This window comes from uncultured Streptococcus sp., assembly GCF_902463925.1.
Lineage (GTDB): Bacteria > Bacillota > Bacilli > Lactobacillales > Streptococcaceae > Streptococcus.
The window spans coordinates 48,341-72,988 of sequence record NZ_CABQHE010000001.1 but is presented as its reverse complement, the minus strand read 5'-3'; the positions used below and the strand labels follow the sequence as shown (position 1 = coordinate 72,988).

Below are 24,648 nucleotides of genomic sequence, written 5' to 3'. Positions count from 1 at the left end.
ATCGCACTTCCGATTATTTAGGAAAAGAATCTCCAAGGACAGCATCGCAGCCTGTTGTGGATGAACCACAACCTGATTTTCCTGTCATTGCTCAACTATATTTTACAACGGATAGGGCCCGTGTGTCAAATATAAAACCAGGCTATAGGGTGGCTAGAGCTAAGGATATGAAAGACTTGAACTTATTTGCGCCAACCTTGCAAAGTACAGCTCAATGGTATTTGCAAGAACTAGCAGACAGTAAAATTCACTATGTCTTTAAAGATGCTGATGGTCAATTTGATAAGCTAGAGGTAAATTTCCAAGAAAAGAATTTTGCACATCTAGCTGGGATATCACCAGTTAATAGGACGATGAAAGAAACTCTATATGACTTTGCTAAAGGTAGGGGAGACTATCCAGAATAAACTCAATCCGATTATAGAGAAGAATTTTTAGATTAACACTTGGAATCCCATCAGGATAAACCGCCTTGCCATCACAGATAGAAACCTTCTGGTGCAAACGTCCCTGATCGAACATGGTGAAAGGCTTCCATCTGAGATAGACAGCCAAAGCTTCTTTATCTGTCATCCCTGGCTTTTTATAATGCGTCCGCACATACTGGGCCTGTTGACTAGAGATCAGGTAACGTAGCTGATGGATTTGTCGCTCTATAGAAACATCCTTAGACAAACTATCATCAGGAAAAGACAGATCTACCAATTTCACGACATCCTTCCAGAAGGAATCATGCGGTGCCAAGTCAGGATCGAAATAAGATAAAAGGTGTTGGGTTTCTTCAAGCTCCCCCGATAAGTCCTCTGGCATCCCTATATAAGCTAGCAATAGCTTAAGCACCTGCAATGGTTGGTAGTCCCTTTGCCAGTCCTTCCATAAGTGTCGAAAGGCTTTTGAACCAATGAGCATCACATCCCTCCTCGATAATATATGTAAATTCATTCAGTCGTCTCTTTGATGAACTCCTCTATCTTTGCTGCTACCTCTTTGGTCTGATAGTGATACAGATAATGCGGAGCATCATAAAAAGTCACTTCGATATTTTTCTGGTCCTTTGCAAAGCTAATCGCATAATGCCGCCAGTCCTCCTGGCTAAAACCAGTACCCTCACCATTAGAGACCATCAGTAAGGTTGGAATATGTGAATCGATGCTAGAAGTAACCTTTTTCGCATTTTCCTTAACAGACAGGCTCTCATTTAACATAGCCTTTGACAAAATTTGACGATAGGCTATCCGTTGATAGAGGCGGCGGTCACTACTACTGAGATTGGTATTAGGTACATATAAGCGACTCGGTAAATACCTTAATAAGCCTAATTGACTTCCCCAATGAGCCATACGTAAGATCTGAGGGTGCATTTTTAAATGAGCATAACTTTCTGGTAGGGCCCAATCTAAGCCAATGATCCCTTTCACTTCACTAGGGTATTTTTCCTGCCACAAAAGTGTCTCTAAGGAGGCCATAGAATGAGAAAGGATAATGTAAGGACCCGATACATGGGCTTTGGCTAGGGCTTGACGTGTCTCTGAAAGAACCTCAGAAACATCTCGGGACTTAGACGTGTCCTCACTGTAACCATAGCCAGCCCTTTCAACAATGACTATCTTATACTGCTTCGAAAGCCCATCATACAAGTCTTTAAAATCTAGAATGGGAGAGGCTGTTCCAGCACCAGAAAGAAAAACTAGAGTTTGTGACCCCTTCCCCTTTACAAAGACGCTCATTTCATGGCCATTGACAAACACCATTTGTCCCATAGGGTTGAGAGAAACCTTCTCTCTTTGCAAGGCCAATCTATGGTAAGTAAAACTAGCCGGTAACAAGACTAGAACTGCTCCCAGCAGAAATAAAAGTCTTTTCCTAAAAACGTGCATAGTTTATCCTACTAAAAAGTCAGCTAGCTTAGCTAACCGACTTTCTAATTTATTCGGCATCTGGGCGTGATTTGCGAGCAATATCAGCAAGGATATTTTCTACAAATTCTGACACAGTTTCAGTGTGTGTCTGTTTTTGTCCATAGCGACGAACGTTAACAGTTCCGTCTTCCATTTCCTTATCACCAACAATCAATTGGTAAGGGATTTTTTGTGTTTGAGACGCACGAATCTTGTATTGCATTTTCTCGTTACGTTCATCCACTTCAACACGGATACCACGGTCACGAAGTTGTTTAGCAACTTCCCAAGCGTAATCTGTGTGGGCTTCATTTGAAACTGGAATAACAGTCACTTGTTGAGGTGCCAACCAAGTTGGGAAGGCTCCTTTATAGTTTTCAATAAGGATAGCTGTAAAGCGTTCCATTGTTGAGATAACCCCACGGTGAATCATGACTGGACGGTGTTCTTCACCATCAGCTCCGATGTAGTGAAGGTCAAAACGTTCTGGAAGCAAGAAGTCCAACTGAATAGTAGAAAGAGTTTCTTCCTTACCAAGAGCAGTCTTAACTTGGATATCCAATTTTGGTCCATAGAAGGCTGCTTCTCCTTCGGCTTCGTAGTATTCAACACCCATATCATCAACAGCTGCTTTCAACATGCGTTGGGCATTTTCCCACATCTCATCGTTGTCAAAGTATTTGTGCTTATCTGCAGGGTCACGATAAGACAAACGGAAACGGTAATCCGTCAAGTTGAAATCTTCATAAACATCGATGATCAATTGAAGGATTTTCTTGAATTCGTCTTCGATTTGTTCTGGAGCAACGAAGGTATGTCCATCGTTAAGTGACATTTCACGGACACGTTGAAGACCTGTCAAAGCACCTGATTTTTCGTAACGGTGCATCATACCGATTTCAGCGATACGGATTGGCAATTCACGATAAGAGTGAACATGGTGTTTGTAGACTTCGATGTGGTGTGGGCAGTTCATTGGACGAAGGACAAATTCTTCTCCATCTCCCATATCCATTGGAGGGAACATGTCTTCACGGTAATGATCCCAGTGACCTGAAGTTTTATAAAGTTCAACAGATGCAATTGGTGGCGTATAAACGTGTTGGTAGCCCGCAGCGACTTCCTTGTCCACAATGTAGCGTTCCAACTCACGACGGATAGTCGCACCATTTGGCAACCAGAATGGAAGACCTTGACCGACTTCTTGAGAAATCATGAACAAATCAAGTTCTTTACCAAGTTTACGGTGGTCACGTTCTTTAGCTTCTTCGAGACGTTTAAGGTATGTTTTAAGATCTTTTTTGTCGAACCAAGCTGTACCATAGATACGTTGCATCATGGCATTGTCACTATTTCCACGCCAGTAAGCACCCGCAACATTCAAGAGGTGGAAGATTTGGATACGACCAGTTGATGGCACGTGAGGGCCACGGCAGAGGTCAACGTATTCACCTTGACGGTAGATAGTCAAACCACCTTCGTCTTCTGAGTGTTCTTCAATCAATTCCAATTTGTAAGGATCGTTTTTGAAGATTTCACGCGCTTCATCCTTAGTCACTTCTTCACGGATTGATGGGAAGTTTTCTTTAACGATTTTCTTCATTTCTTCTTCGATACGAGGAAGGTCTTCGTTAGAAATTTGACCAGCTTCATTGTCAGTATCGTAGTAGAAACCATCTTCGATAGCTGGACCAACACCCAAATGAATATCTGGGAAAAGGCGACGAGCTGCTTGGGCAAACAAGTGAGCCGCTGAATGACGCAAGATTGGAAGAGCGTCTTCGTGATCAGGTGTCACGATTTCGATGCTTCCATCTTCAGTGATCACACGAGTTGTGTCAATCAATTTGCCGTTAAATTTACCAGCAAGAGCTTTCTTAGCCAAAGAGTTGCTGATAGATTGTGCAATTTCAAAAGTTGTCACGCCAGATTCGAATTCACGAACAGCGCCATCTGGGAAAGTAATGTTAATCATAATTTTCTCCTTTTATTATTTCATAGTTTCTAAGCATTGACTGTTGAATATCAGACTACTTCATAGTCTTAATGTTCAACTGCTTTTCTTTATCAGAGAGGAAGTTTTCCATTTCCGTCAGAACATCTACATCCCAATATTGAGAAAGTTCTACTAGCCACCAGATATTTTCTGAAAGTTTTGGTTTCAGTGTGTAGGGTGTTTCATCATAGTAGCGTCCTTGCTATGTCATCACTAGTTATTGAAAATTTTCAATATCATTAGATAAAGCCAATAGGTCCTCTTCTACCGTCCACCTGGAATCATGATGCTTAACTTCTAGCTCGTGATAAGCTTGTCGGATTACCCAACTACGCTCCACTAATTCTTGCAAGTCCATAGTTAGTCTCCTCATAAAAAAATTGCAACATCCAAAAAGGACGTCGCAACGTGGTTCCACCTTAGTTCGTGTATGACAAAAAAATAAGTCTGCCTTACACCTCTGATTGGCTCTAACGTGGCCACCGTTTTATGTTTGCATAAAAAGATAATCGAGTAGTCCCAACCATGTCCTCTACGTGATTTCCAGCACCACACGCTCTCTGAAAGATTTCCCATGACTGATATGTCTCTATGCGTTATTATAGCATGAAACTGTAATTTTTCAAGCTAATTTTCTCTTTTATTATTATTAATCAATGCTAAGATTTTATCTGACTAGGAAAATATGATAGCTTTCCTAATCCAAAAGTTTTGTGATATTTCTGATTTTCTTGACCTGTTTGGCTGATCCTTTGAGGATACGAACAGAGCCATTGACAGGCAAGGTAATAGCCTTAGTTGGCAAATAAGTCACCATACGGGTCAAGCGTTTCATAGTGCTATCTTCGCCATTGAGATCATTATGGAAATCCTTAGAAATCGTAAGATCCAAGTAATACTCATAGACACGTTTTCCAAAGTTTTCCGCAGAAATTTCATAGAGCTTCTCAGCCCACTTAGTCTCGTCTTTTTCTGGTGTTACAATGGCAGCTTCCAAAATGGCCCCAGCTAAATCATTATCATGATAATAAAGCGTTCCAAACATCTGGTCTGTAATCACATTATCCAAGTAAGGATTTCCATGAGCAATGATAGGGGTACCACTAGCCAAGGCCTCCAGATAGGTCAAGCCCTGAGTCTCACTGGTTGATGCCGAGATAAAGAAATCAGCAGCCTTATAGTAAAGAGCTGTTTCGCCAGGTGCAATCATACCTGTGAAAACCACCTTATCCAAGACACCAAGTTTCTTGGCTTGGGACTTCAGGTCTGGTAGGTAAGGGCCATCGCCAGCAACAACTAACCGAACCTTATCATCTTCCTCTAAAACTGAAGGTAGAACCGCCAAAACTGCTTGGATATTTTTCTCATAAGAGACACGAGACAAACTCAACAACATGGTTTCATCTGAGGCAATACCAAGCTTGGCTCTCAAGTCCGCCACATCATCTTCAGTAATCTCTGGACGTTGGAATTTTTCAAGCTCAATCCCAGTTGGAATGACCCGTTTTTCAGCAGCAACCTTATACTTGAGCAAAAGGTCATAAACAATCTCACTCGGACAGATAACCCCATCCAAGTCACTCATAAAACCACGAACAATGTACTTAACCATACTCGGTCGAATAACCATACCTTTGGCAATATAGCGGACATAGTCTTCATACTGGGTGTGATAGGTGTGTACAACAGGAATCTTAAGTTCACGTGCAATGGCAATCCCTAGAAGCCCCAAGGAGAACTCTGTCTGCGTATGAATAATATCAAGCTTGTACTGTTTTGCAATCTCTAGAGCCTTAGAAAAACCACGATAAGCCACTCGGCGATCCTTAAAGGCAAAGAAAGGCAAACTAGGAATACGAATAATCTGCCAGTCTTCATAGCGATCAACATCTCTATCAGTCGTAGTAAAGATAAAGACATTATGCCCCATTTTTTCCAACTGCGTCTTCAGTGTGCGAATACTAGTCGCAACACCGGATACCTGTGGAAAATAGGTATCTGTAAACAATCCGATACGCATTTAAATCTCCAATACTTCTTTGTAGGCTTTAACAAGTTTTTGGGCGACATCATCAATCGAGCGACTTTCTGCAACCTTGTATCCTGCTTCACGCTTGTCCACTTTACCATCGATAATATCTTGTAAGGCCACTACAAATTCATCCACATTATGCCCAAATGAGGCGGATTGCTCATCAACCCAACCCTCATAAACAGGGATATCACGTAAGACCACATGTTGGTGACTAGCAAAGGCTTCAAGTACTACAATTCCTTCTGTCTCTTCATAAGATGGGAAAAAGAAGGCGTTGGCACCACTCATAGCTCCCTGGAAGACAGCTCCCTTGAAATAACCTGGAAAGCTGACATTATCAGGATGCTTACCATTGACAATGTCTCGAATCTTTTTAGGAATTAGCCATTTACTAATACTGCCTAGCCAAATGAAACGAACATGTGGCATTTTCTCAGCCACCTTGACAAAATCTTCAATTCCCTTACGTTGGAAATAAAGACCCGCACAAATAACCACTGGCTGTCCCTCCTCGATACCAAAGTAATCTCGGAAAATTTCTTCCTTGCGTGGATCTTTGCCGTATTTTTTCAGATCAATCCCGTTTGAAACAGCAATGATCGGTGTGGTAACTCCATAAGATTGAATCAATTTTTTGGAATACTCAGAAGGCGTAATCACGTAATCAGCCTTTTGATACATGTGGGCCAAATATTTTCCAAAAAGTGGAGCCATGAGATTAGAACCAATAAATGAATTTTCAAAGTCCTCACGTGTCGAATGACCATGCATGATGACCTTCTTACCACGACGTTTTGCTGTATGCAACAACATCAAACTGCGTGGTCCATAAGTATTGATATGAACAACATCATAATCACCCAAGATGTCTGTTGTATAGGGAATCCCCGCCAAGTCCAAGGCACGCATCTGATGGTGAAGAGCCCGTCCGATTCCTGATTTTTCAAGAACCGATTTTCCTTCAAGATAAAGTAGAACTTTCATACTCATAATTATAGCTTAATTTGTACGAAATTTCATCTTGCAGTTAACTTTATCTTGATTTCTCATTTAATGATATATAGTAAGTCCTCTCTTTTAACATTGTTTCACTTCCTCATTTTTTGACATAATTTTAATTGTGATTCTATTTTAAAAATGCCGAAATTCACGTTATTGCTTCCAAAGATTAGAAGATTATCTGAATTCATAGTAGAATCACCCCCCTGAGAACGGGTGGTTTGCTCTTCGGCCTAAAGGCCTACCGAACGGTTTTCCTTCAGCACCATCTTGACTAGCTGCCCCGTCTAATGGGAATCTTTAAGACTACTTTCTTTTATTCTTCTCACCTGTAAACGGATCATACTCCTCAAATAGACTTAGCTGATCTGCTATCACGTCTTCTTGTAATTGATTACGAATATATTCTTCAATTCGCTTCTGATTTCGCCCAACCGTATCAACATAAAAGCCTCGACACCAAAATTTGCGTTCCCCATATTTATACTTTAAATTAGCGTGTCGGTCGAATATCATTAAGCTACTTTTACCCTTTAAATATCCCATAAATGAAGAAATACTTAGTTTCGGTGGTATACTCACTAACATGTGAATATGATCTGGGCAAGCTTCTGCTTCATGAATTTCAACGCCTTTTCTTTCACATAATAACCGTAAGATTTGACCAATACTTGCTTTGTATTTCCCATAGATTATCTGACGTCTATATTTGGGGGCGAAAACAATATGATACTTACAATTCCATGTAGTATGTGCTAAACTATTATTATCCTGTCTCATCAGGGGTTCTCCTTTAGTATATTAGTTAGTGGTCGGAAAACCTTATCTAATATAACACTTTAGGGGGACTTTTTTGATACATGGCTAAAAGCTTTTCGGAACCACTAGCATAGCTAGTGGTTTTCGTGATACAAAAAAACTGTCGTTCTCTTAAGAATGACAGTAGATTTCAACCTTATTAAGAAGGTGAACATTAAGACTCATTTATACTACTCAAGCAAGTTCTTTAAGAAACTCCACTAGGATAGCAGCTGACTGTTTACCCGCCTGAATAATGAATTCGTCAAAGGTAATATTAGCATCATGAGCAGCCGTATCACTCATGGCACGGACAACAATGAAAGGTTTCTTGACGCTATGTGCGGCTTGAGCAATAGCTGCTCCCTCCATCTCTACAGCTAAGACTTCTGGAAAGTGACCTTTAATAGCATCAATCTTGTCTTGACCTGCAATGAAGCTATCACCAGTAGCGATAAGCCCAATCTTAGAATCAATGGAAGCCTGAGCCAAGACCTTTTTGAAAGTATCTACGAAGGTAGAATCACTTTCAAAGTAGAGTGGCTGCATAGACATTTGCCCATAATCATAGCCAAAGGCTGTCAAATCAACATCGTGGTAGGCTAATTTTGAAGCTACAACCACATCTCCAATTTTAAGTCCAGGTGCTACTGCTCCTGCAGAACCAGTGTTAATGAGGGCATCAACGCCAAAATGGTCTGCCAAGACAGCCACAGACATGGCTGACATAACCTTACCAACACCTGATTGTACCAAAACGACGTCGTGTTTTCCCAAACGTCCTGTGTAGTAGGTATTGCCAAGAACAGTTTCTTCAACCTTATTTTCCAATTGCTCCACTAGAAGCAGTAATTCCTGCTCCATGGCAGCGATAATTCCGATTTTCATATAATTCCTTTCTTACTTGTAATCTTATCAAAGTTCAGCAGATACATCCATCCAACTCACAGACTTTTTAGAAATAAAAGACAGCAACAATGAGAATAATCAAGAGGACAACAATCCAAAAGAGGATGCGATTAAGCTTGTGCTGAAATTGATTACGTTTAGCATTCTCAATCCGGCGGCTCTTGTATTCAGAGGGCTGATAATTAGCCTCATAATCCTCGTCATAGAACTCTTGATCATAGTCCTCATAATAAGGATGTTCCTCTAAATCGATTTCCCCACGCTTGGCCTGCTCAATGATATCGTCGGTCAAAAGTGGTTTTCCCATAGCTTATTTTCCTCCGAAATGAAGTGCATAGTATTGGAGTGCGATGATAGTTTTAGCATCCTGGATAGCCCCTGACGCTACAAGTTCCATACACTCTTCATAGGTCAATTCATAGAGTTCAAGGAACTCATCATCATCAAGTGGACGTGGATTTTCCACAGGTTTAAGGTTTGTCGCTACATAGAGTTTGATTCTCTCATTACAAAAGCCAATGGCTGTGTAAAATTCATGAATCAATTTAAGTTCGCCCCTATACTGAGTCTCCTCTTCAAGTTCACGCGCTGCTGCAGCCATCTCATCGCCAGCCTCACCGACTTCCAGTTTACCCGCAGGAATCTCGTAGGAAATTGCCTCAATAGCCTTACGGTATTGCTTGACGATAATAATTTTCCCTTCAGGGGTAACAGCTAAAACGGCCACTGCTCCCTTGTGGAAAATCAGTTCACGACCAGCTGTCTTACCATCTGGCAAGAGAACTTCGTCTACTGCAACTTCAAAAATATGTCCCTTAAATTTTGACTCACGTTTGAGTGTTTTTTCTTCAAAATCCATGAATTGACTCCTTTTACTTCTGACCTCATTCTAAGCTACATCTACTCTACAAGAGAATCTAGCTCAGATAGCCTTAAGCCTACTTTTGTTGGCTTGGGTGGTGAGGTTTCTTAATGGCATAGCCCTCTTTATTGACCTGACGGCCACGTCCAATAGCTACGCTATCAGCTGGCACATCATCTGTGATGGTTGAGCCAGCCGCTGTGAGAGCGTTAGCCCCGATTTCAAGCGGTGCAATCAAGGTTGAATTGCTTCCGATAAAGACATTATTGGCAATTTGTGTCTTGAACTTGTGTTGTCCATCATAGTTAACAGTAATTGTTCCGGCACCAAAGTTAACGTCAGAACCAACTTCCGCATTACCAATGTAAGTCAAGTGACCAGCCTTAGTATTTTCGCCGATAGTAGAACCCTTAACCTCGACGAAGTTACCGATATGAACGCCTTCTTTGAGCATTGAATCCGGACGAATATGGGCAAATGGACCAACGGTAACGCCTTTTTCAACTACTGAATGCTCAATCATTGAGTTGGTGATGACAGTATTGGCACCGATAGTTGAATCAACAATATAAGTGCCGTTAGTCAGCACTGACTCTGCACCGACTTTAGTTTGCCCTTTAAGCGTAACATTGGCCTCAATGACAACATCTGGCTCAATTTTCACATCCACATCGATATAAGTAGCGTTTGGATTTTGGAAAGTCACACCATTAACCATGTGAGCCTTGTTAATACGACGACGCATAACATCTTCTGCCGTAGCTAGGGCAACACGGTCGTTAACTCCAAGACTTTCTTCAAAGTCACGAAGGGTAAAGGCACCTACCTTTTCACCATTTTCACGGAAAATAGAGATGACGTCTGTCAAATAGTATTCCCCTTGAGCATTGTTAGTATTAATATTTTTAAGCGCTTCGAAGAGACGTTTATTGTCAAAGACATAAGTCCCTGTATTAATTTCTTTAACCTGTTGTTCAAACTCATTTGCATCTTTTTGCTCAACAATCTTAGTGACTTCACCATTTTCATTACGGATGATACGGCCATATCCAAATGGATTGTCGGCAGTTGCAGTCAAGATAGTGGCAATATTTTTGTGATTAACGTGGAAATCAATAAGGTTTTTAAGGCTTTCACCGGTAATCAAAGGTGTATCCCCAGCGATAACAAGCGTTCGTCCTTCAAGTCCAGCCAACTCTTCTTCAGCCATCATTACTGCGTGACCTGTCCCCAACTGCTCTGTTTGCATAGTGAAGGCAGATTGACCATCCAAAACCTCACGAACAAGCTCAGCCTTGTGACCAATAACAGTAACATTTTTAGCTGGTTCGATAGCTGAAACTGCACGGAAAACATGCTCAAGCATAGTGATGCCTGAAACCTTGTGTAATACTTTTGGAAGATCTGATTTCATGCGAGTTCCTTTACCCGCAGCAAGGATAATAGCGTAATTACTCATTTTCTTTTTCCTTCTTAATATTTTTTTGTAATGATTTCTTTCGTGACGGTCTTAACCTTGAGTCCCAAATCTCAGGACCTTATCCTCTCACTAGGATGGCCAACTAAAGAAAGGAGAGCTTGAAAAAGCACAATTTCTCATTTATGAGAAAATATATCTTTCAGACTAACCGTTTTTAACGGCGTCTGATTATCTATAATCGCCCTATTATACCATAAATAAGAAAGTTTTGGCAGAATGGACGGTAATGAAAAAAGAGCTGACGCTCTTTTTTCTAAGGATAGTTATCCTACAACCATTCTTTGTATTTCTTAATGTAGACATGCTTCACAAAGGTAACACTAAGCATATACAAAACGATAATAACAAACAAGAGAATGAAATAGAGACCATTTAGATGACTAAGTTTTAAGAGACCAGCCAATGGACTGTAAGGAAGAGAGGTTACAAAGACAGCAGCAAATAGGGTTGTCACAACAACAGATAGTGCTGGGTGACTTTGAATAAATGGTAGTTTTGGTGAGCGTAACATGTGGATAACCATGGTTTGAGACCACATTGATTCGATAAACCAACCTGTTTGGAAAATGATGATAAAGGCTGCTGCTTCTGGTGAACCATGAACATAGCCATGCCCCAAAATCATTGGCACAATGATGAAGTAGAGCAAGATGTAAGTCAAAATATCAAATACAGATGAAATAGGTCCAAACCAAGCCATGAAACGCATTATTGATTTGGCTTCCCAGATATGTGGCTCTTTAAGAAATTCCTTATCCACATTGTCAAATGGAAGAGCGATACAAGAAATATCATAGACAAGATTAAGAACAATCAAATGCACAGGTGCCATTGGTAGGAATGGTAAGAAGATGCTGGCAAAGAGGAGAGAAAAAATATTACCGAAATTTGAAGAAACGGTCATCTTGATGTACTTGGTCATATTGGCATAGACCTTACGTCCTTCAACCAGTCCTTTTTCCAAGACCATTAGATCCTTATCAAGCAAGATAACATCTGCAGTTTCCTTAGCAATATCAACAGCTGTATCCACAGAGATACCCACATCTGACACCTTCATAGATGGGGCATCGTTGATACCATCACCCATATAACCTACCTTGTGGCCATTTTCCTTAAGGCTTAGGATAATTCGTGCCTTTTGGTCTGGGGATAACTTAGCAAAGACTGTTGTCGTTTCCACAGCCTTAGCCAAATCTTGATCTGACATGGTATCAATGTCACTTCCAAGTAGGATGTGTCTCACATCTAGACCAACTTTTTCACAGACAGCCTGTGTCACCTTCTCATTGTCTCCAGTCAAAATCTTTGTGGTCACACCATACTCTGCCAAAGCCTTGATAGCGGGTGCTGCTGATGGTTTTGGTGGGTCAAGGAAGGCAAGATATCCCGTCAAAATCATGTCACTTTCATCTTCGACACTAAAGACGTCATTCTCATTAAGCTGTGATTTGTAGCTAACACCGAGAACACGCAAACCTTGTTCATTCAACTGTGCGACTTCCGCGAGGACCTCCTCACGAACATCGTCGGTCAATGGGATAATGTCACCCTTGTATTCCACATAGTTAGAAACAGAGAGCATTTCTTCAAGGGCACCTTTTGTCACCATACTCACAAAACCATCATTGTCTTTAACAATGACACTCATGCGACGGCGTTCAAAATCAAAAGGGAGCTCATCAATCTTGTGGAAGGTTTGGTCAAGATTACGAACGATCTCGTGTTTCTTAGCTTCTCTCTCAGTTCGACTAATAATGGCACGGTCCATAAGATTTTTCAAGCCAGTTTGGAAATAAGAGTTAAGATAGGCTCTCCGAAGCACTGAAAGGTCAAGGTCACCATGGATATCAAGAGGGTACTCAAGAACGATTTCATCCTGAGTCAGGGTTCCTGTCTTATCCGTACAAAGGATGTCGATCGCCCCTAGGTCTTGAATAGCATTAAGTTTTTTGATGACCACCTTTTCCTTGGCCATAATGATAGAACCCTTGGCAAGACTGGCTGTGATAATCATCGGCAACATTTCTGGGGTCAAACCGACTCCCACACTAAGGGCAAAGACGCCGGCTTCAAGCCAGTCCCCATCTGTTAAACCGTTAATCACAAAAACAACAGGAACCATCACCAACATGAGTCGAATCAAGAGCCAAGAAATGGAATTCATCTCACGTTCAAATGAAGTTGGTTCGTCATAAGTATTGATGGTCTGCTCGATAGCTCCCATCATGGTTTCATCACCAACAACCAAAACCAAGGCTGTTGAACGACCAGAGATAACATTAGTTCCCATGAAAGCAAGGCTCTCACTTTCAAGCAAACTCTCTAGATTTTGACTATCCGCCTTAGCCAGACAAGCCTTTTCCACAGCATCGCTTTCACCTGTCAAGCCAGACTGTTGAACAAAGAAATCACGAGAGTCTAGCAAGACCACATCCGCCGGAATCATATCTCCCGCACTCAGTTTGACCACATCTCCAACCACAATTTCATCGATTGGGATTTCTTGCTCACTGCCATCTCGAAGCACTGTTGCTGTATTAACAATCATGCGAGACAAATTGCTAGCAGCCTTGTCACTACGAAGTTCTTGAATGAAACGGATACCACCAGATATCAAAACTAGAGTGACAATGATGATAGAAGTCGTTGGATCTTCTTCACCTGGTTTAGCAAGCCAGACATTGGTGATAAAGGAAACCAGAGCGATGACTAGGAGAATAACAGTAAAGGGATTGATGATAGATTCATAAATCTTTTTGATGATAGAATCCTCTTGTCCTTTGGTTATGACATTTTCCCCATAAAGGTCACGGTTTTCTTCTACTTGGTCTCCCTTCAAGCCATCCAAATGAGTCTTGTAGCGAGTAAGGGTTGTTTCAAGTGGCTCTTGAAGAGCAGCAATAAGTCTTTCTTTATTTATTGACATTGGAATCTCCTTATTTAATCAGGAGCCAATCACTTATGGAGTCCCTAAGACACTAATCAGCGATTGACTGGTTAGGTGCGGTTCGGGGTGATCGTCGATTAGTCTCATAGGTTTCTCCTTTCAATTTATTAATGGTGGGTGGACCTCAGACAAATGAAAAGAGTCCTACCCATATACAGGTAAGACTCTATAAACTCGAGGTGGATTTTTTAATAGATTTTGTCAAAAAATGGACCGTTCAAGCTTTAGCTCCGCAAGGCGATGAAATGAGCTTAGTCTTGACCTTGGCGATCAGGACTGTTGACCAACGAGTAGTGTCTCCACTGCTTTGCGGTAGTCATCCGTATCCTTGTGGTAGCCTCACCTACCGTATGTCACTGAAAATATTACTCCTAAGGTAGTGACTTGTCAAGGGGAAAGTTGACTTTTTGCTTGATTGGATAATAAAAAGAGCTTACGCTCTTTTTATACTTAGATGAAATCTTCTTTTGAGACTTTCCTGAAGTGAGTGCGGACGTCAGCAATCTTCTTCGAAGTTCCATGACTATTTTTTAGCCTAAGGTCTCAAAAATTCCGAATTCTTGAACCACTAGTGTTTCAAGAACTTTTCTCACAGCGGGAAGTCTCGTTAAATGCTCGTTTAAATCAAGTCTAAACAAGATTAGAGTTACTTATCCTTTACGGAGGTTAAAGTGATATCACCTTTATGACTTCTCTTGTTTGACATAAGTCCCTTGTAACTTACCATGTAAGATATAGTCTACAGATTTGAGCTCATCAATAGTCCGACAATCGAGGGCACACATGATGAGACGAAGGTCGTCCTTCCAACCATTGACAATAGCCACAACCTTATCCACAGAATAACGTTCCACTAATTCAAGGACCGTTCGCGATAGGCCTACGCCTTTTGCTCCTAAGACCAGACATTTGACCATATCAAGTGGGTTTCGCACGCCACCAGAGGCTAGGATTTCCACATCTTCACGAAGGTCTTGGGCTTGCAAGAGGGTCTGAACGGTGCTTTGTCCCCAGTCATTGAGGTAATCTCGGTTGCCGCCTCGGCTATTTTCAATATAGGCGAAGCTAGTCCCACCACGACCTGAGATATCCACAGTCTTGATGCCTTGAGACATGGCGTAACGAATGGTTTCAACATCCATACCAAAGCCGACCTCCTTAAGCACAAGAGGAACCTCTATGTTCTGTGCATAAGCCGCCACATTTTCCTTCCAAGTGTGGAAAATACGCTCTCCCTCAGGCATGAGAAGCTCCTGCATAAGATTGACATGGAGCTGTAAAAAAACTGGCTTCATAGCTTCCACCGTCTTAATCCCCAAGTCCACAGACTTATCCACACCGATATTGGTCGCAAGGTCTAAGTCTGGAAACTCTTGACGATAGTCAAAGGATTCTGGTGCCTCTCCTTTTAGAGCAGCACTGTAGGAACCCGTCACCATGAGAATACCTGTTCGGCTGGCTACCTCAGCTAGTTTTCGATTGACTGCACCACCTTTGGCAGAACCACCTGTCATGGCATTGATATAAAAAGGAAATTTCCAATCTCGTCCTGCAAAATGTGTGGACAAGTCAATCTGATCTAAATCATAAGTTGGTAGAGACTTGTGGATAAGTTCCATATCGTCAAAACTATTGTAGGGCGACTCGTACTTGAGGGCATAATGGATGTGATCGTCTTTACGATTTGTCATAGGCTACTTCTTTACTTTCTTGCGTGATTATATCTACTAAGCTGACCCTAAATCTCATACAAGAGCTCTATGCCTGCCTGTTTCCAGCGCTCAACTAGAGCATCTCGGCTAGCTTGGTCAAAGGCAAAAGCGATACCACAGTCACCACCTCCAGCTCCAGAGGATTTAGCGATAACATCAAGCCCTTGTTCAGCTTCTTTGAGTTTTTTCAGCTTGTCCACATAAATATTTGGACTCAATGATTCTAGCTGGTCACTGACAGTTTGAAGGCTGTTCTTAAGCAAATTCTTATTTCCTGTTTCCAGTGCCTTGATGGCATCTTGGACGGCAATTTCTGTTTCACTTAGATACTTGCTTGATATACGAGATTTGGCCATCTTAACCATGTCTTTTGAGATAGCAGCTTGCTTGGTCCACCCCACCAAAAAATGAGCTTTGAGGGCTGGCACTACAGGTATGATACAATATCCCCAGTCTTTCTCCAAAAGCTCTGATAGAGTCATTTGGTCTATAAGCTCTGCTATTTTTGCACGGTCAAAAGAGCGATAGGAAACCAGGTCCTCGTATACGATACAAGCTAGATCCCCCATAGAACCGTTGTCTCCCTGTTTGAGGAGGGTGTAACTAGCTAATTTAAAGAGACTGTCTTTGGATAAATCTTTCTGAAGGGCTGCTGCCAAGGCCTTGAGGGTCAATACCACAACTGAACCAGATGAGCCAATGCCAAATTTAACCCCATCTCGTTCCAACTTTCCAGTGATTGAAAGGTCCAGAGCGGGCAAGTTCTCACCACAATAGGCTTCAAAAGTATTCAAGGACTCTTGAATGAGGGCATAATTTTCGTCTGGCTCACGACCCACACTGTAGTCAAACATGTCTGAGTTCAGCTGGGTAGTTTGGGCTTTCTTGACCTCTGCTGTCATGAAGATAGGGATAAACTGAATGAAGGCTGTCTGTCCATGTGTTAAGACAGAATATTCTCCAGCAATGTAGAGTTTTCCACCGGTTTTTACTCTGGCCTGATTGACCGACTGCTTAAGCATCTGGCAACTCCTTGGTGCGTGAAACGATGACCTGATAGTCCTTACGGAAGTGGTCTGCCAGACGGTCCAGGTCTTCTTCCAGACAGAGCACCTTAACATTTGGTCCTGCATCCATAGTGAAGTAACATTGCTCACCAGAGGCTCGGAGAGCCTTAACCTTATCCATAGCCTGATAGGAAGCATCCGTCAGATATGAAAATGGAGGGTTGGCCGTACTTGTGGTTTGGTGCATACGAAGGGCATTGGCTTCAGTGAGCTCACCGACCGCTTGGAAATCATTAGCCTTGAGGTAGCCTAACATATCCTTGTAATCCTGCTCGGACTGTTTAATCCACTCTGGGAAGGATGTCGATGTTTCGGTACACAACTTCATACCATCACGACTTGATACGGGTTTCTTTTGATCTGTCAAAACCAGCATAATCATGGCTAATTTGAGGTCTGTTTCAACTTGATAAACCTCACCACTATCCTTGTCCCAAGCTGCCAATGGACCAAAGAAAGACCGTGATGATGAGCCTGAGGCAAACTTGGCAATTTGAGCTAATTCAGACTGCGTTTTTCCTACTTGGAAGAGTTCGTTAGACGCCTTAACTAGGGCAGAAAGACCTGAGGAACTTGATGATAAACCTGCAGCTGTTGGCATGTTGTTCCAAGTTTCAATCTTGACATGTTGGTTTGGATTGGTACGGAAGAGATCTAAGACCTTACTGGCCTTGGTTGTTTCTTTTTCCCCTTGGAGCTCATCATCGATATACATGACATCACTAGTCGCATCCTCAGGCAGAAAAGACAACTTGGTTTCCGTATACATATTTTCCAAAGTCAATGAAATACTACTAGTTGAAGGAATCATACGCTTGGCATCTGCCTTACCCCAGTATTTGACAATAGCAATATTTGCGTACGATTTGACGCTTACAGGCTTTCTATCCACGTGTTTACCGCTCCTTTTTCTTGAAGTTTTTTAGCAATCGTTTGGGCTTGATTCTTAGTACTTGTTAGGGCAATAATACAGCCACCCAGTCCTCCACCTGACATCTTGGCCCCGAGCGCACCCTGTTCCAGAGCAGTTGCTACTAGAAGGTCCGACAAATCACAGGACACCCCTAAAGATTTAAGATGATTATGGGCTTGCGACATAAGCTGACCAAGAAGCTCTTGATCCTTGGCCTTGAGGGCTCCTTCCGCCCTCTGACTTAATTCGCCTAGCTGATTTAGGTCTGATAAAGCATCTAGTCCGATAGCCTCAACCTTTTCCACGGCCTCACGGGTGTTTCCATGAATGCCCGTGTCTGCGATAACTAGATAGGCACCTAGATCAACCTCGATTCCCTTGAAGCCAATATTACGGGTGAAGCTGATGGCTCGGTCACTCAAGCAGGTCTTGGCATCTAAACCACTAGGTTTACTATGGGCAATGGTCTCCGCCTGATGGACCAGCATTTCCAAGGTCTCCTGGCTAAGCTCCTGGTCGAAATAATCAAAAACCGCACGAATAGCCGCAATGGCAACCGCTGCAGACGACCCCATGCCACGCTTTTCAGGGACGCTAGACGAAATATCATAGCTGATAGGCTGATTCTTGATTTCCAGATAATTAAGCGCTGAAAAAATCGCTGTCGTCAAGGGATCCTGAGCCTTGAGCGTCAAAGGAGTATCAGCCGCCTGAATCTGACAGACAACCTCAATATCCTTAAGAGGGAGAGCAAGGGCAGGATGGCCATAAACAACCGAGTGTTCCCCCATCAAAATAATCTTACTGTGGGCCTTGCCCACTCCTACTTTCTTAGTCATAAGTTACACACACTCACAGACCAACTGGCCAGCGAGTGTCTTTCTATGTTTTTCATACAGTTTCTAGCGGTTGCTCAAGGTCTATCAACCTCCCTGAGTGGATTAAGAGCACCAATCTAAAGAATTTTCTTATAGCACTTCTATCTTATCATCAAAGCGCAAAAAAAGCGACATCTAACCTAGAGTGTCGCTTTGCATTTGAGATATGGTACTAAATTGATATTTCTTTCTTAAACTAGTACAATGCCAATGAGGTTTTAAAATGTATGATGTCAAAAAACTAATTAAACAGAACTCCGAACTAATGGCACTATTAAAGATTATTCACTCTTTCCAACTTAATGACTGTTGGCTTTGTGCTGGAACTATACGCAATTATATTTGGGACTACTTAAGTACTGGAAATACATCTTCAAATATCAATTTCTCAGATATCGATGTCATTTTCTTTGATAAAAACATATCATATGAGCAAACTGTTGAAATAGAAAATCAAATAAAGAGAAGATATCCTAAATACAATTGGGAAATAAAAAATCAGTATTATATGAATATACATAGCCCTAATACTGAAAAATATATCAGCTCTACAGATGCTGTTTCAAAATTTCCCGAAAAATGTACTGCCATAGCTGCTAGACTAAATGACAATCAGGAACTAGAGGTATTTATTCCTTATGGAACAAACGATTTGATTAACTTCAGAATCTCACCCACACCACATTACTTTTCAGACAAGGACCGACAAAAGGTCTATAACGAGAGAGTAAAGAAGAAAAAGTGGAACACAATCTGGCCAAACATTTCTATAGAATTTATCGAATAGATTATCCTATGATTTGAGATCTACTTTTTATAAGACTTTCCGCCGTGGGAAAAGTGCCTGAGGTAATTTCAAGCACTCGGAATTTTTGAGAGTAAAACAGCTCGGGGAACTGTTTTAGCCTGAGCCTAGAAATTAAAAAGTGAAGGGGCTCAAAAATTAGTCATGAAACTTCTAAGAAGGTCGCTGACGACCGAACTCGCCTAAGGAAAGTCTTAAAAAAATTTTGCTACGTTAAAAAAGAGCCTCTCGGCTCTTTTCATTTTAAATCGCAAACAAATCGTTTAGGTTCTCAGCCATAGTTGGGTGAGTAAAGATTTGTTTAGCCAAATCTGTGTATGGAATATGATGGTTCATAGCAAGGGTAATTAGATTAATAATTTCATGAGATTCTTGACCAAAGAGGGTCACACCCAAGATTTCCTTAGTTTCAGGATTTACCACAGCTTTGAAGGCACCACGCAAATCGCCATTAACATGGCCACGAGGCATGCCAGCAACTGGAAGTTCCTTGACAGCAACCGGTCCACCTGCTAATCTGGCTTGATCTTCAGTAAGACCAACTTGAGCCAAAGGTGGGTTGAGGAACATAGCAGTTGGAACAGCTCCACGTGTTTCAAGGTTATAGCTGCCATCACCAGTTAGGTAATTAAAGACAATACGGAAATCATCTAGTGAGATGTAGGTAAATTGAAGACCACCATTAACATCACCCACTGCAAAGACACCAGGAACACTTGTTTCCAAATGTTTATTGACTTGGATACCACCGCGCTCAGTCAAGGCAATATCAGTATTTTCCAAGTGAAGAGGTTCGATATTAGGCTTGCGTCCTGTCGCATAGAGGAGTGCATCAAAACGGAACTCACCTTTGTCAGTAACAACGACAACTTCATCACCGTCATTTTTCACTTCGGAAGTTTTAACACCTTGCTCAAAGACAATGCCGTCCTCTTCCATGTATTCCTTGGCCAACTTAGCAATAGATGGCTCCACACGTGGCAAGAAGCTAGTCGCTGCATCTAAAACAGTCACTTGGCTTCCCAAACGGTTATAAAGGCCAGCAAATTCAAGACCGATATTACCACCACCTAAGACACCCAAACGTTTTGGCAAGGCTTCAAGGGTCTGAATACCAGTTGAATCGTAGACATGCTTAGTTGTTGTCAAGCCAGGAATAGGCAAGACATTAGACACAGCACCTGTATTAATGACAATAGTCTCAGCTGTAAGCTCTTGACGGTCATCACCAGCCACCACTTCGATAACCTTATTTGACACGAAATGTGCTTCTGCATCAATGACATCAACGCCATTGTCTGCCAACATTTTATAATTCTTAGCATTAAGACGACCAGTCACTGCACCACGTTCTTTCATGGTATCGTCAAATGACCAGCCCTTCTCAGCCGCAACAATCATAGTCTTGGTTGGAATACACGCAATATTGATGCAAGTACCACCATACATAGCTTTACTGCGCTCGATGACAGCAACTTTCTTACCAGCCGCATTCATCTTAGCAGCCAAAGTTTTACCGGCTTTACCAAAACCGATAACAATCAAATCATAGTTTAACATTTCTGTATCCTCCTATCTACTGCCATTCTATCATTTAATTTTTCAGACTGCACATATCTGAACTGGAAATAAAAAAAAGCTACAGCTTTTGCCATAACCGTTTTCATATCTTATGTTAATGGAGATATAAGCACCCTTTGAAAATTAGTTTTCTAACAAACTTATTACAGAAATTCTAATAAAAGTTTGTTGAATCATCTACTTCCAACATAAGCTGCGTGCACCAGCCCATCAAATTTATAATAGGAAGCACGGGGAATGTTGTTGGCAAGTTCTCTCGCACCATCCACTCATAGAACCAGATCTTTTTTTAGCTCCCATAATAAGAGTCGGACAAGCGATTGCGTTTTTCTTTACTCACAGACTTTAAAAGTAACCTATTAATCAGATATCATTTCTTTAAAACGGGATTTGACATGATGGCGCTTTCATTTTATCTAAAAAGCTCAAAAATAGCAAGTTAAAAATCTTCCCTCCTTTTTAAATCCTGAAATCTCGCTCCTAAAATACGACAAAAGAACCCAACCAAGCGGCTGGGTTCTTAAGTGTAAACTAAATGATCAAAAGAATATTTTTACTTAAGCACATCCTCCTTTTTATTTTCAAAAGCAGCACCAATTTAAAATCCTTAAGCTTTATGAAAGACTCTTAACAAAATAATCTAAGAGGCCTTGATCTGCTAATTGCTTATGCCCCAAGAGAAACTCTGGATGATTGGACTTCCTTCCGCAACAGCTTTTTCATTACTGGTAATACCAATTAAGGGAATAGTCATTTTTCTTGTTCCTTAAAATAATCAAGTAAGAAAAGAGCGTTTTCCACATAGTAATTGACAGCTACAGGCAAGGCTTCATCTTTCACAAGGAAATCATCATGATGCCAGTCTGGGGCATTTTCTTCACCATTTGAGCCGACAAAGGCAAAGACTCCTGGTATTTCCTTTTGATAAGCCGCAAAGTCTTCTCCACCTGTTGATGGCAAGGTTTCAATCACTTCTGCGAAGGCCTTAGAATTTTCAAATATGAAAGGTGTGAGCGTCTGGTCATTGTAGGTCACGTAAGGTGAATTGCCCCAAGTAATGTCAACTTGAGCACCGAACTGGTCTGCTGTCGCCTGAACAACCTTTTCAAAACGTGAAATGACATCTTCACGAACCTTAGGCTCAAAGGTACGAATCGTTCCTTCGAAAAAGCCGGCTGCCGGAAGGACATTCCAGGTATTTCCAACTTCGATATGAGTAACTGACAATACTGCTGATTCAAAGGGCGATACCGTACGAGCTACAATCTGCTGTAAATTGTTGATGATAGTCGTAGTGACCAAGACCGTATCTACGCCCAAATCAGGACGGGCAGCATGGGAAGAAACTCCCTTAACATCAACCCTAAACTGCTCCACACCAGCCATGATAGCCCCCGAACGAAGACCAATCTGACCAGGTTTCAAGTGAGGATTATTGTGATAACCGATGATAGCTGACACACCCACAAGACCACCCGCTTCGATGACCTGATAGGCCCCTTGGAAATTTTCCTCGGCTGGTTGGAAAATCAATCGAACGGTCCCCTTAAGCTCTGCTTCTCTTTCTTTTAAAAGCTGAGCAGCTCCAAGAAGAGAGGTCTGGTGAAAGTCATGACCACAGGCATGCATAGCCCCATTGTCGCTGGCATAAGGAAGTCCTGTCTTTTCCTTAATGGGTAGGGCATCAATATCAGCACGCAAAGCAATAATCGGATGACCTGACCCAATCTCAGCGATGAGTCCCGTCTTCAAGGGATAATTTAAAGGCTCAATACCTAGATTTTTCAAATAACCTTTCAAAAAGACTGTCGTCTCATGCTCCTCCTCAGAAACCTCTGGATGTTGGTGAATCTGATGACGCGTCTTTGCTAAATGATCATAAAATGCTTCTGTCATAATGAACCTCCCTCTCTGATTAGACCTGCTCATTGCTCCTAACTTGCTTAAGCTCTCAACCGAATTGATACCATCATACCACCAGAAACAAGGCTTGAGAAATTAAAAAAACTTATAGAATGTCATAAGTTTTACTTATACCCCTAGAAAAGACCGTCGTTATGGGCCTTAAAGTATTAAGCCTAGTGATAGGATGGACCTATCAGGAGATTGAAAGTTCCTATCATACTTTAGTAGGAAGAAATGACTAGCCCAGATAAGTACGCAAAATCACTTTTTCTGTTTCCGTTAACGCTCGGTAGGATCCTACTGCTATCCCTTCATCAAGCTTAAACGCTCCAAAAGAAATCCGCTTAAGATAGGTCACCTTGACCCCATAAGCCAAGAACATCTTTTTCACTTGATGAAATTTCCCTTCCGAAATCGTAATGTGAGCACAACTCTTGTCGCTCGCAGAACTTAGAATTGCTAGCTGAGCTGATTTACAAATAGTACCATCCTCAAAGACAACACCTGACTCAAAAAATGCAGGTGCATCAGGCCCAAGAATATCGTTGACCTCAACATAATAAGTCTTAGCCACATGATAGCGGGGGTGAAGCATGGCAAAGCCCAGAGGCCCATTGTTAGTAATCAGTACCAAACCCTCCGTGTCTCTATCCAATCGGCCCACAGGATAAAGACCGTCTCGCTGATCTTCAGGCTTAATCAAATCAATGACTGTCTGGTGCTCCTTGTCACTTCGAGCTGATACTACCCCTACTGGCTTATTCATGAGATAATAAACTTCTGGCGTATGCTCCAGTTCCTTACCAGAAACCGTGATAGTTTGAAGACTAGCATCCACATTAAGATTATCTCGATCCGCCAAGATACCATCCACATAAACTTGACGACTACGAATGAGCTTCTTAACCTGATTTCGAGAACCATAGCCTGCCTGTCCTAATAATTTGTCTAAACGCATAACCTTATTGTACCACGGATAAGCGTCGTCTAGCAGACTAAAACGAGAAGAAAGGTCTCAAAAGAATTCTGGATAAAACAAAAAGTCTACCTCAAAAGATAGACTTTTTCCATTATTAACACTTACACATTCACATGGAAAACATGACCGACCAAGAAAGTCACAAGCATAGTCAAGAGTCCTACTGTCAAGTTACGCAACATCGCTTGTTTTACAGGTGCTTTTCCAAGCTTAGCACTGATATAACCTGTCAAGAGCAAAGTAAGGGCAACCACGACCACTGTTACAGGAATACGGTAAGGCTCTGGAAAAAGCATGATGGCTAGTGTTGGTGGCAAGGAACCTACTGAAAAAGCAAAGAAACTAGAGATGGCAGCATGCCATGGATTGGTAATTTCATCCAAGTCCACCCCATATTTTTCTTCAACTAAGACCTTGATAGGATTCTTACTAAAGGCTTGATTAACCTTTACTTCGGCCGCCGTTTCGCAATCCCCCTGACTGAGGAAGGTTTGATACAAACTCTCTCTAGCTACCTCAGGAGAACGGTCCAAGAGGGCTTGTTCTTTAGCGATAGCAGCTTCTTCGGTATCTTTTTGCGTTGACACACTGACATATTCACCACCTGCCATCGAAAAGGCACCGGCAAAAATAGCTGACAAGGCAGAAATCAAAATAAACCAGATGTTAGATGTCGCACTGGCCACACCGATAACCACTCCCGCAATGGAAATAATACCATCATTGGCCCCCAAAACACCGGCTCTCAAAATATTCAAACGTTCTGCAAAATTCTTATCTTCCAATTCTCTTGCTCCTTATTTAGAATGATTCTAAAAAGTATTATATCAGTTATTTAGAATGATTACAAATAAGAAGTTTGAAAAAGCCGAGATTTCTCT

At 41.7% G+C, this 24,648-nt stretch carries 22 protein-coding genes, 2 pseudogenes and 1 riboswitch; of the genes and pseudogenes, 2 read left to right on the top strand and 22 right to left on the bottom strand.

Going from position 1 to position 24,648, the window contains the following annotated elements:
- Nucleotides 1-167 precede the first annotated feature (167 nt).
- Nucleotides 168-407: a PBECR4 domain-containing protein gene (locus RDY04_RS00200; protein ID WP_303953208.1), complete on the top strand. Its 240-nt coding sequence runs from the start codon at nt 168-170 to the stop codon at nt 405-407.
- On the opposite strand, the pseudogene RDY04_RS00195 reads toward RDY04_RS00200, so the two are convergent.
- From RDY04_RS00195 to mvk, 18 genes and pseudogenes are all read right to left on the bottom strand, one after another.
- A pseudogene (locus tag RDY04_RS00195) lies at nt 394-909 on the bottom strand (DUF3114 domain-containing protein); the annotation flags it as partial. The gene RDY04_RS00200 and the pseudogene RDY04_RS00195 overlap by 14 nt on opposite strands.
- A 29-nt stretch (nt 910-938) precedes the next feature.
- On the bottom strand, nt 939-1,877 hold the full coding sequence (locus RDY04_RS00190; protein WP_303952580.1) for an alpha/beta fold hydrolase: 939 nt from the start codon (nt 1,875-1,877) through the stop codon (nt 939-941).
- A gap of 49 nt (nt 1,878-1,926) precedes the next feature.
- Entirely contained in the window at nt 1,927-3,873 is a 1,947-nt protein-coding gene (thrS, locus tag RDY04_RS00185) for a threonine--tRNA ligase (protein WP_303952578.1), read from the bottom strand.
- Between the two features lie 55 nt (nt 3,874-3,928).
- Nucleotides 3,929-4,063: a MazG-like protein gene (locus tag RDY04_RS00180; RefSeq protein WP_303953205.1), complete on the bottom strand. Its 135-nt coding sequence runs from the start codon at nt 4,061-4,063 to the stop codon at nt 3,929-3,931.
- Nucleotides 4,064-4,111: 48 nt separating this feature from the next.
- Nucleotides 4,112-4,252, bottom strand: a complete 141-nt coding sequence (locus RDY04_RS00175; RefSeq protein ID WP_303952576.1) for a MazG-like protein — start codon at nt 4,250-4,252, stop codon at nt 4,112-4,114.
- Nucleotides 4,224-4,404, bottom strand: a pseudogene (locus RDY04_RS09500) (hypothetical protein). The gene RDY04_RS00175 and the pseudogene RDY04_RS09500 overlap by 29 nt, the downstream one beginning before the upstream one ends.
- A gap of 187 nt (nt 4,405-4,591) precedes the next feature.
- Nucleotides 4,592-5,914, bottom strand: a complete 1,323-nt coding sequence (locus RDY04_RS00170) for a glycosyltransferase family 4 protein (protein WP_303952574.1) — start codon at nt 5,912-5,914, stop codon at nt 4,592-4,594.
- Nucleotides 5,915-6,913: a glycosyltransferase family 4 protein gene (locus RDY04_RS00165; protein WP_303953203.1), complete on the bottom strand. Its 999-nt coding sequence runs from the start codon at nt 6,911-6,913 to the stop codon at nt 5,915-5,917.
- A gap of 321 nt (nt 6,914-7,234) precedes the next feature.
- Nucleotides 7,235-7,708 (bottom strand): IS200/IS605 family transposase, encoded by a 474-nt coding sequence (gene tnpA, locus RDY04_RS00160; RefSeq protein WP_308000816.1) that lies wholly within the window; start codon nt 7,706-7,708, stop codon nt 7,235-7,237.
- Between the two features lie 213 nt (nt 7,709-7,921).
- Nucleotides 7,922-8,614, bottom strand: coding sequence for a 5'-methylthioadenosine/adenosylhomocysteine nucleosidase (locus RDY04_RS00155; protein ID WP_303952570.1), 693 nt, complete (start codon nt 8,612-8,614; stop codon nt 7,922-7,924).
- A 67-nt stretch (nt 8,615-8,681) separates the two neighbouring features.
- Nucleotides 8,682-8,942, bottom strand: a complete 261-nt coding sequence (macP, locus tag RDY04_RS00150; protein WP_303952568.1) for a cell wall synthase accessory phosphoprotein MacP — start codon at nt 8,940-8,942, stop codon at nt 8,682-8,684.
- A gap of 3 nt (nt 8,943-8,945) precedes the next feature.
- Nucleotides 8,946-9,494 carry an NUDIX domain-containing protein gene (locus RDY04_RS00145; RefSeq protein ID WP_303952566.1) on the bottom strand — a complete coding sequence of 183 codons (549 nt, stop codon included), beginning with the start codon at nt 9,492-9,494 and terminating at the stop codon, nt 8,946-8,948.
- Between the two features lie 79 nt (nt 9,495-9,573).
- Complete coding sequence (gene glmU / locus RDY04_RS00140) at nt 9,574-10,956, bottom strand: bifunctional UDP-N-acetylglucosamine diphosphorylase/glucosamine-1-phosphate N-acetyltransferase GlmU (protein WP_295496744.1); 1,383 nt, start codon at nt 10,954-10,956, stop codon at nt 9,574-9,576.
- A gap of 289 nt (nt 10,957-11,245) precedes the next feature.
- Nucleotides 11,246-13,906 carry a magnesium-translocating P-type ATPase gene (gene mgtA, locus RDY04_RS00135; RefSeq protein WP_303952564.1) on the bottom strand — a complete coding sequence of 887 codons (2,661 nt, stop codon included), beginning with the start codon at nt 13,904-13,906 and terminating at the stop codon, nt 11,246-11,248.
- A gap of 225 nt (nt 13,907-14,131) precedes the next feature.
- A riboswitch (M-box (ykoK) riboswitch) is annotated at nt 14,132-14,285 on the bottom strand.
- Between the two features lie 325 nt (nt 14,286-14,610).
- Entirely contained in the window at nt 14,611-15,618 is a 1,008-nt protein-coding gene (fni, locus tag RDY04_RS00130; protein WP_303952562.1) for a type 2 isopentenyl-diphosphate Delta-isomerase, read from the bottom strand.
- A gap of 47 nt (nt 15,619-15,665) precedes the next feature.
- Nucleotides 15,666-16,661 carry a phosphomevalonate kinase gene (locus RDY04_RS00125; protein ID WP_303952560.1) on the bottom strand — a complete coding sequence of 332 codons (996 nt, stop codon included), beginning with the start codon at nt 16,659-16,661 and terminating at the stop codon, nt 15,666-15,668.
- On the bottom strand, nt 16,654-17,598 hold the full coding sequence (mvaD, locus tag RDY04_RS00120) for a diphosphomevalonate decarboxylase (RefSeq protein WP_303952558.1): 945 nt from the start codon (nt 17,596-17,598) through the stop codon (nt 16,654-16,656). The genes RDY04_RS00125 and mvaD overlap by 8 nt, the downstream gene beginning before the upstream one ends.
- Nucleotides 17,580-18,458 (bottom strand): mevalonate kinase, encoded by an 879-nt coding sequence (mvk, locus tag RDY04_RS00115; protein ID WP_303952556.1) that lies wholly within the window; start codon nt 18,456-18,458, stop codon nt 17,580-17,582. Before mvk ends, mvaD begins: the two co-directional genes overlap by 19 nt.
- A gap of 262 nt (nt 18,459-18,720) precedes the next feature.
- Between mvk and RDY04_RS00110 the strand changes: the two genes are divergently transcribed.
- The gene (locus RDY04_RS00110) at nt 18,721-19,284 is read left to right on the top strand and encodes a nucleotidyltransferase family protein (protein WP_303952554.1); all 564 of its coding nucleotides are present in this window, start codon (nt 18,721-18,723) and stop codon (nt 19,282-19,284) included.
- Between the two features lie 261 nt (nt 19,285-19,545).
- Here RDY04_RS00110 and RDY04_RS00105 read toward each other — a convergent pair whose 3' ends face one another.
- The 4 genes from RDY04_RS00105 to RDY04_RS00090 form a co-directional block, all read right to left on the bottom strand.
- Nucleotides 19,546-20,862: an FAD-containing oxidoreductase gene (locus RDY04_RS00105; protein WP_295495814.1), complete on the bottom strand. Its 1,317-nt coding sequence runs from the start codon at nt 20,860-20,862 to the stop codon at nt 19,546-19,548.
- Nucleotides 20,863-21,633: 771 nt separating this feature from the next.
- Nucleotides 21,634-22,779 carry an amidohydrolase gene (locus tag RDY04_RS00100; protein WP_303952552.1) on the bottom strand — a complete coding sequence of 382 codons (1,146 nt, stop codon included), beginning with the start codon at nt 22,777-22,779 and terminating at the stop codon, nt 21,634-21,636.
- 247 nt (nt 22,780-23,026) lie between these two features.
- Nucleotides 23,027-23,746 carry a 16S rRNA pseudouridine(516) synthase gene (locus tag RDY04_RS00095; protein WP_303952550.1) on the bottom strand — a complete coding sequence of 240 codons (720 nt, stop codon included), beginning with the start codon at nt 23,744-23,746 and terminating at the stop codon, nt 23,027-23,029.
- Nucleotides 23,747-23,868: 122 nt separating this feature from the next.
- A complete protein-coding gene (locus tag RDY04_RS00090; RefSeq protein ID WP_303952548.1) occupies nt 23,869-24,552 on the bottom strand; it encodes a VIT family protein in 684 nt (227 codons plus the stop codon).
- Nucleotides 24,553-24,648 lie beyond the last annotated feature (96 nt).